Source organism: Roseovarius sp. PS-C2 (genome assembly GCF_018862045.1).
Lineage (GTDB): Bacteria > Pseudomonadota > Alphaproteobacteria > Rhodobacterales > Rhodobacteraceae > Roseovarius.
The window spans coordinates 522,409-528,618 of the sequence record NZ_JAHKSQ010000002.1 but is presented as its reverse complement, the minus strand read 5'-3'; the positions used below and the strand labels follow the sequence as shown (position 1 = coordinate 528,618).

Here is a 6,210-nt window from a genome sequence, read left to right as displayed (position 1 = left end):
GCGCCGCGCGCACCGTATGCGCCTGCCAGCCGGTGGCCTTGCACAGGTCGTCGAGCTTTGCACCATCTGCGCGCGTGAGCATGTCGCGCAGAAGCTCTGCCTTGGATTTGCGCGAGGGTTTGGTTTGAGGCTTGGTTTTGATCATGAGGGTCTCCCGGTTTGGGGGCCGACCCGTTGTCAGCCCTGCTACCGGCAGAAGCCCGAAGCATCGCTCGGGCGCGGGCACAGCAATGCTCGTCGTGGCGCTGAAGTCCAGTCGGGGGGCGGGAAAAGACGGCATGCGCAGCAACCATTACACCGTCGCAGGTGATGTCGGAAAAGCACAGGTGTGGCATTTGACCATTCAGGCAGCAAGCGCAACGGCGGTTTCATGGTAAGGTGAAGCATGGAGAAACGATATCTCCTACCTCCCTGTTAGACTGGCCGGCTCTCACAAGCCGGTCATTTTTTGAGGCGTTTGGCCCGCGCCAGTTTATCTTCAATCCCGTTCTGCTCAAAATGCGGCGCATAATTTGGCCAGATGTCTCCGGCGCAGATCGGCTCGGAAGATCTCGGGGACGAAGAACCGTCGGTTCCGATCCTACTCTCTTCCATCTGAGTGTTTGGTTGTTTCGGTGAATACGGCCCATAGCTGCCTTTCACGCTGTGCGCAGAAAACGTCGGGTTCGACGCCAAAGCTTGCGCTGGCCATTGCGTGCATTACGATCTCTCGGGCCCAGTGTTTCAATGATTACGGTTCTTTGGCGCGGAACATGGTATCGTGGCGCAGCCTTCCTGTATCAAGCAGTCTTTAGTGAGGAGTTGGAGACCCGGAATGGACAAGCTCTCGGTCATGCACGCCTTCCGCCGCATCGTCGAACGCGGCAGCTTCGCTCGGGCGGCGGAGGATCTGGGCGTTTCGCCCGCCCTTCTGAGCCGCGAGATAAAGCTGCTTGAGGAATCCCTCGGGACCACATTGCTCACACGCACGACACGTTCCATGTCGCTGACCGATGCCGGGCGGCTCTACCTCGACGAGGCGACCGTCGTTCTCAATGCCGTGACCACGGTCGAGACGCGCATACGCGAAGGCGCCGGGTCAGTGCGGGGGCACCTGAAGGTCAATGCGTCCAGTTCCTTCGGACAGACGGTCATTGCCCCAATATTGCCTGAGTTTCTCGAAGCCTATCCCGACGTCAGACTCACCCTATCAATGGATGATCGCGTCATAGATATGGTCGAGGGTGGATTCGACGTTTCGATCCGCATCCGGGCCGGACTTCCCGACTCGGCACTCGTCGCGCGCAAGATTGGGACAATGCATCAGAGGGTCTTCGCCGCACCCGCCTACCTAAAACGGGCAGGTACTCCGTCGACACCCGATGACATTGCACGGCACCGCGTGATTGGCTTCCTGCTCGCGGACCACCTTACATCATGGGAGCTGCACGGCTCTTCCGGGACGGCCACGATCGATCTCGATCCGCCGGTTCGGGTCGGTAACAGCCTAGTGCTGCGCGACCTGCTGATCGCAGGTCAGGGCATCGGCACATTGCCGGATTTCGTCTCGAAAGAGCCCGAGATACGGGGCGATCTTGTCCGGGTGCTGCCCGACTGGGAACTTCCCGCGCCCGAGATCTTCGCTGTGACGGCCTCGCGCCTCGGCATGGACGCGAAGGTAACTGCATTTCTCGATTACCTGCGCGCGACGCTTCGGCCCTGACATTCTTCAACGGGCGTAAAGAATGAAGTGACAGCCGGCCGGTTATTCCCGCCGCCCCCATACCCGATCCTCTTGGGCATCGCAACCCCAACTCCGAGAGGATCCCATGACCCACGTTCTCGTTCTCTATTATTCCAGCTACGGCCATGTCCGTGCCCTTGCACAGGCCGAGGCCGACGGGGCACGCAGTGTGCCCGGCACCCATGTCGACTTGCGTCGCGTGCCTGAAACCGTTCCGGATGAGGTCCGGAAGACGGCTGGCTTCGCAGTGGATGACACGCCCATTGCCACGCCTGCCGATTTGGAAACATATGACGCCATTATCTTCGGCACGCCGACGCTATTCGGCATGATGGCCGGGCAGATGAAATCCTTCCTCGATCAGGCCGGTGGACTCTGGGCGCGGAATGCACTGGTCGGCAAGGTCGCAGCCGTCTTCGCCTCCACCGGCTCGCAGCATGGCGGGCATGAGGCGACGCTGCTCTCAACCCAGATTCCGCTCCAGCACTTTGGGATGCTGATCGTCGGCATGCCCTACACCTTCGCCGGTCAGACAACGGCCCAAGGCATCGTCGGCGGGGCGCCCTATGGCGCAGGCACCATCGCCGGAGCCGATGGCTCGCGCGCGCCCACCGAGACCGACCTCGCCGGCGCACGTTTCCAGGGCGCGCATGTGGCGCGGATCGCCGCGCGCCTCTCGGGGGCCACCCTGACCGAGGAGGCAGCTTGATGCCCGCGCTCACCATCGATTTCTTCCACGACGTCGTCTGCTGCTGGTGCTTCAACATCTCGTCACGGATGCGGGCGCTTGCCGCCGAGTTTGACCTCGACATCCGGCACCGGACCTTCGTCCTGCAGGCCAGCCCAGCCGAGATGACCGCGCGCTGGGGCACACCCGAGGACGCCCGCGAGACCATCCTCGGGCACTGGGCCGTCTGCCGCCAAGTCAGCGACCGACCGGAGCTTGTCGATATCGACGCCATGCGGGCCGCGCCCTTCGACTATCCCCACGGGCTGATTGCCGCGTTGGGATGCAAGACGGCGGAACAGCTTGGCGGACAGGCCGCCCATTGGGACATGTTCGATCACCTGCAGCGCTCGCATCTGACGGAGGCGCGGAACATCGCGGATCCCGAGGTCGTGCTTCACGCCGCGCAGGAACTGGGCTTCGAAACTGCAGCCTTCGCCGATGTTCTCGAAGACCCGGAAACCCTTCGTACCGTAGAGACCGACCGGCAATACGCCCGTGCCCTCCAGGTCCGGTCCATCCCGACCCTCTTCGTCCGCGAGACCGGTTCCCGCCTCGTCAACGGACCGCGCGAGGATCTGGCCATGCAACTGCGCGCCGCCCTCCGCCTCGTCGCCTGAAAGGAAATGCCATGACCCTCTCGTTCCTACACACTGCAGCCCGGCACCTCCACCGCATCCCGCGCGGCGTTCCGCGCGATCTGCCGCCTCACCTGATGCGCGACATCGGCCTCGACCCTTGGCCACATCGTCCGCGCTTGCCCCTTCACCCGCTTTGGTGAGCCATAGACAGGAGACACCCCATGTCCCGCACAACCGACATTCTTCTCACGGCGCTCGCCCCGGCCGTCTGGGGAAGCACATATCTCGTCACGACCGAGGCGCTGCCAGCAGGTTATCCCGTAACTCTTGCCGCGCTGCGCGCCCTGCCGGCTGGGCTGCTGCTGCTGCTCCTTACGCGACGCCTGCCACCCCGCGCGTGGCTCGGGCGGACCTTCCTGCTTGGCAGTTTCAACTTTGCGCTGTTCTGGGCGCTATTGTTCGTGGCAGCCTACAGGCTTCCGGGTGGCGTCGCCGCCACGCTGGGATCTTTGCAGGCCATGTTGGTGATCCTGATGGCGCGCGGTTGGCTTGGCACCCCGATCCGGGCGGGGGCGGTCGCCGCTGCAGCCACCGGCGTTCTGGGCGTGGCGCTGCTGCTGATAGGCCCCAACGCCACACTCGACTCCGTGGGTATCGCCGCAGGGCTTGGTGGTGCCGCTTCCATGGCAGCCGGCACGGTTCTCAGCCGTAAATGGCAGCCGCCGGTATCGGCCCTTAGCTTTACCGCGTGGCAGCTGACTGCCGGAGGTTTGATCCTGTTGCCGCTGGCGCTAATCATGGAACCCGCTCTGCCGCCGCTTACAGCGACGAACCTGGCCGGGCTGATCTGGCTTGGGCTCATCGGCGCGGCGGCCACCTATGCGCTCTGGTTCCGGGGCATTGCCCGGATCGAGCCCGGCGCGGTCTCGATGCTCGGCATGATGAGCCCCATGACAGCCGTGTTGCTTGGCTGGCTGGTGCTGGGCCAATCCCTCACGCTCGTACAGTGCTTTGGCGCAGCAATCATTCTCGGCTCTGTCTGGGCCGGGCAGCGAGCGAACCGCCCATCCGTCGGTGTCGCCACTACGAGCCCGGTCAAAAGCTGCGCATAATATGTCTGATCACTCTTTCGGAAAGGTAAACGCCTTATGACCCCCCTTGCACCCACAGACGACCTCGCCCGGAAGGCCCGGTTTGCCGGACTTCTCTACCTCGTCATCATTATCTCGGGTCTCTGGGCGGAGCTTGGCCTTCGCGGTCCGCTGATCGACTTCAGCGATGCTGACGCGACCGCCGCCGCGATCCTCGCGGCACCGGTCCAGTTCCGCCTCGCCATCGCCGTAGATCTCGTGATGGCGTTCAGCGATGCAGGTCTTGCGATCCTACTTTATCTGATCTTTCGCACCGTGGCACCAAGCCTTGCGCTGTCGGCAATGGTGTTCCACCTGATCCAGACGGCGCTGATCGCCACGAGCCTCATGACTCTGCTGGCAACCTGGTTGGTGCTGAAGTACGCCGACGGGCTGACCGAAGCTCCGGTGCTCGCGCTGATGTTCCTCGACCTGCATGCACACGGCTACGATCTCGGACTTGTCTTCTTCGGAGTGAACAGCCTAATCATGGGCGTTCTCGTCTGGGGCTCGGGTCTCATTGACAAGGCGTTCGGTGCGGGGCTCGCGCTTGCCGGAGTGGTCTATCTCAGCGGCAGCTGCCTGCGGTTCTTCCCACCCGAAATACTGCCGGTCTTCCTACCCGCCTACGGGCTGACGATCCTCGCCGAGACGGCATTCTGTCTGCGTCTACTTCTGCAGAAGGCGCCGAAGTAACATGAGAACTTTCTTTCCCCCCAAATCACAGCAACCCGGAGATAAACAAATGACCGAACGAGGCTTTACCATCCGCGCGCTCGGCGAAATCGCCATCCGCTGCATCGATCACAGCGCCATGGTCGCGTTCTACCGCGATGTGATCGGGCTTGAGCCGATGAGGGACCTGCAAGACGCTCCGATCGCCTTTTTCCGGATCGCCGACGGCTTTGAAGGCCACACCGCCGTTTTGGCCCTGTTTCGCCACGACATCGAGAGCGCCGGCCAGACCCGGGCCTGCGACCAACCGCCTGAGACTGGTCCAAGATCATCGCTGCATCATATCGCGCTCAGCTTGCCTTGGGCCGAACAGGATGCGGCAATCGGTTGGTATAGGGAACTTGGGTTGGAGACCCGCATCGAGACCTTCGATTGGGTCGGTTGGCGCGGGGTCTTCACCTTTGATCCCGACGGCAACACCGTCGAGTTGGTTGCCAAAGATCCAAATTGGACAGGATAGGCGTGGGTCGCCTCTTGTGAAAGATCCATGCGGGCCAGCGCTTCGTTCAGTCGTCTCCACCGAAGTTACGCTGGCGTTTCTCAGATATGTTACAGAGTTGGTTTGGACTGCATATTGACACAGTATTCGTGCATTTTCGCAGGGCGGATTGTAATAATGTAAATATTTGAAAATAAATAAATTTATTAACAATTTTATGGCGTCGTTCACGCCGGGTTGATCTACGTCGTTCTGTTTTTTCACGCACATGAGATTTGACGTTACCATCTTCTCACATCGCGTAGACACGCCTTTTGTGGCCAGCTTTGAGGGCGCATTTCTACCCCACAGCAAGCGGGCCGACCCGCATTCAACAAAGCTGACACAACCTTAGAACACAGAAGGAAACTGACATGACCTACGCAACCAAAACACCTATGCTCCGCTTGGCAGCCTTTGCATTTGCCGGAGCGCTAGCAGCGACGGCAATTTCGGCAAATGCCACAGAGCGTAACCCATCTGACCAAGTGCCCAACTGGATCAGTGAAAGCAATTTTGCCGCCATGGACGATTATGACATTTATGAGATTGACCATGCTCAGAAGCTTGGCGAGCGTGTTCTCATCGGAGGGCACTCTGCTTCGGAAAGTCGCGAGCTCGTTGACGAGGCGTTGAGCTCCAATACCGTCTCCCGCGAGCTGACGTCATTCGAAACGCCCAGCCTAGATCATCTGGATGCCAAACAAGGGCCTCGTGGTCGGTAAATAGTTTCGGCTCACCGTTTTTAAATACCCCTCGCCAAGCGGTTGGCGAGGGGACTTTGAATACAGTTTGGGTCGGGCAGGTATAGAGCTCTCTTTCGCGATTGCTCAAAG

Annotated in this window: 8 protein-coding genes; 7 read left to right on the top strand and 1 reads right to left on the bottom strand. The window is 61.0% G+C overall.

All coding sequences use genetic code 11. From position 1 onward, the window contains the following. Positions 1–145, bottom strand: a 145-nt coding sequence (locus tag KPG71_RS19825) for a DUF3489 domain-containing protein (protein ID WP_367397309.1), incomplete at its 3' end; no start/stop codon positions are given. Positions 146–814: 669 nt separating this feature from the next. Here KPG71_RS19825 and KPG71_RS05980 point away from each other — a divergent pair. From KPG71_RS05980 to KPG71_RS05950, 7 genes are all read left to right on the top strand, one after another. Further along, positions 815–1,702: a LysR family transcriptional regulator gene (locus tag KPG71_RS05980; protein ID WP_216337191.1), complete on the top strand. Its 888-nt coding sequence runs from the start codon at positions 815–817 to the stop codon at positions 1,700–1,702. A gap of 106 nt (positions 1,703–1,808) precedes the next feature. Next, positions 1,809–2,432: an NAD(P)H:quinone oxidoreductase gene (gene wrbA, locus KPG71_RS05975; protein ID WP_216337190.1), complete on the top strand. Its 624-nt coding sequence runs from the start codon at positions 1,809–1,811 to the stop codon at positions 2,430–2,432. Further along, positions 2,432–3,070 (top strand): DsbA family protein, encoded by a 639-nt coding sequence (locus KPG71_RS05970; protein WP_216337189.1) that lies wholly within the window; start codon positions 2,432–2,434, stop codon positions 3,068–3,070. Before wrbA ends, KPG71_RS05970 begins: the two co-directional genes overlap by 1 nt. Positions 3,071–3,252: 182 nt before the next feature. Beyond that, positions 3,253–4,143: an EamA family transporter gene (locus tag KPG71_RS05965; protein WP_216337188.1), complete on the top strand. Its 891-nt coding sequence runs from the start codon at positions 3,253–3,255 to the stop codon at positions 4,141–4,143. Positions 4,144–4,179: 36 nt separating this feature from the next. Then, the gene (locus tag KPG71_RS05960; protein WP_216337187.1) at positions 4,180–4,857 is read left to right on the top strand and encodes a DUF4386 domain-containing protein; all 678 of its coding nucleotides are present in this window, start codon (positions 4,180–4,182) and stop codon (positions 4,855–4,857) included. A 49-nt stretch (positions 4,858–4,906) separates the two neighbouring features. Continuing rightward, a complete protein-coding gene (locus KPG71_RS05955; protein WP_216337186.1) occupies positions 4,907–5,356 on the top strand; it encodes a VOC family protein in 450 nt (149 codons plus the stop codon). Between the two features lie 392 nt (positions 5,357–5,748). Beyond that, positions 5,749–6,099: a hypothetical protein gene (locus KPG71_RS05950; protein WP_216337185.1), complete on the top strand. Its 351-nt coding sequence runs from the start codon at positions 5,749–5,751 to the stop codon at positions 6,097–6,099. The last annotated feature ends 111 nt before the right edge of the window (positions 6,100–6,210 follow it).

What these genes read in the sequence shown, in the direction of transcription:
- wrbA (WP_216337190.1), top strand. Translation starts at nt 1,809, where the DNA reads ATGACCCACGTTCTCGTTCTCTATTATTCCAGCTACGGCCATGTCCGT.
- KPG71_RS05965 (WP_216337188.1), top strand. Translation starts at nt 3,253, where the DNA reads ATGTCCCGCACAACCGACATTCTTCTCACGGCGCTCGCCCCGGCCGTC.
- KPG71_RS05960 (WP_216337187.1), top strand. Translation starts at nt 4,180, where the DNA reads ATGACCCCCCTTGCACCCACAGACGACCTCGCCCGGAAGGCCCGGTTT.
- KPG71_RS05980 (WP_216337191.1), top strand. Translation starts at nt 815, where the DNA reads ATGGACAAGCTCTCGGTCATGCACGCCTTCCGCCGCATCGTCGAACGC.
- KPG71_RS05970 (WP_216337189.1), top strand. Translation starts at nt 2,432, where the DNA reads ATGCCCGCGCTCACCATCGATTTCTTCCACGACGTCGTCTGCTGCTGG.
- KPG71_RS05955 (WP_216337186.1), top strand. Translation starts at nt 4,907, where the DNA reads ATGACCGAACGAGGCTTTACCATCCGCGCGCTCGGCGAAATCGCCATC.
- KPG71_RS05950 (WP_216337185.1), top strand. Translation starts at nt 5,749, where the DNA reads ATGACCTACGCAACCAAAACACCTATGCTCCGCTTGGCAGCCTTTGCA.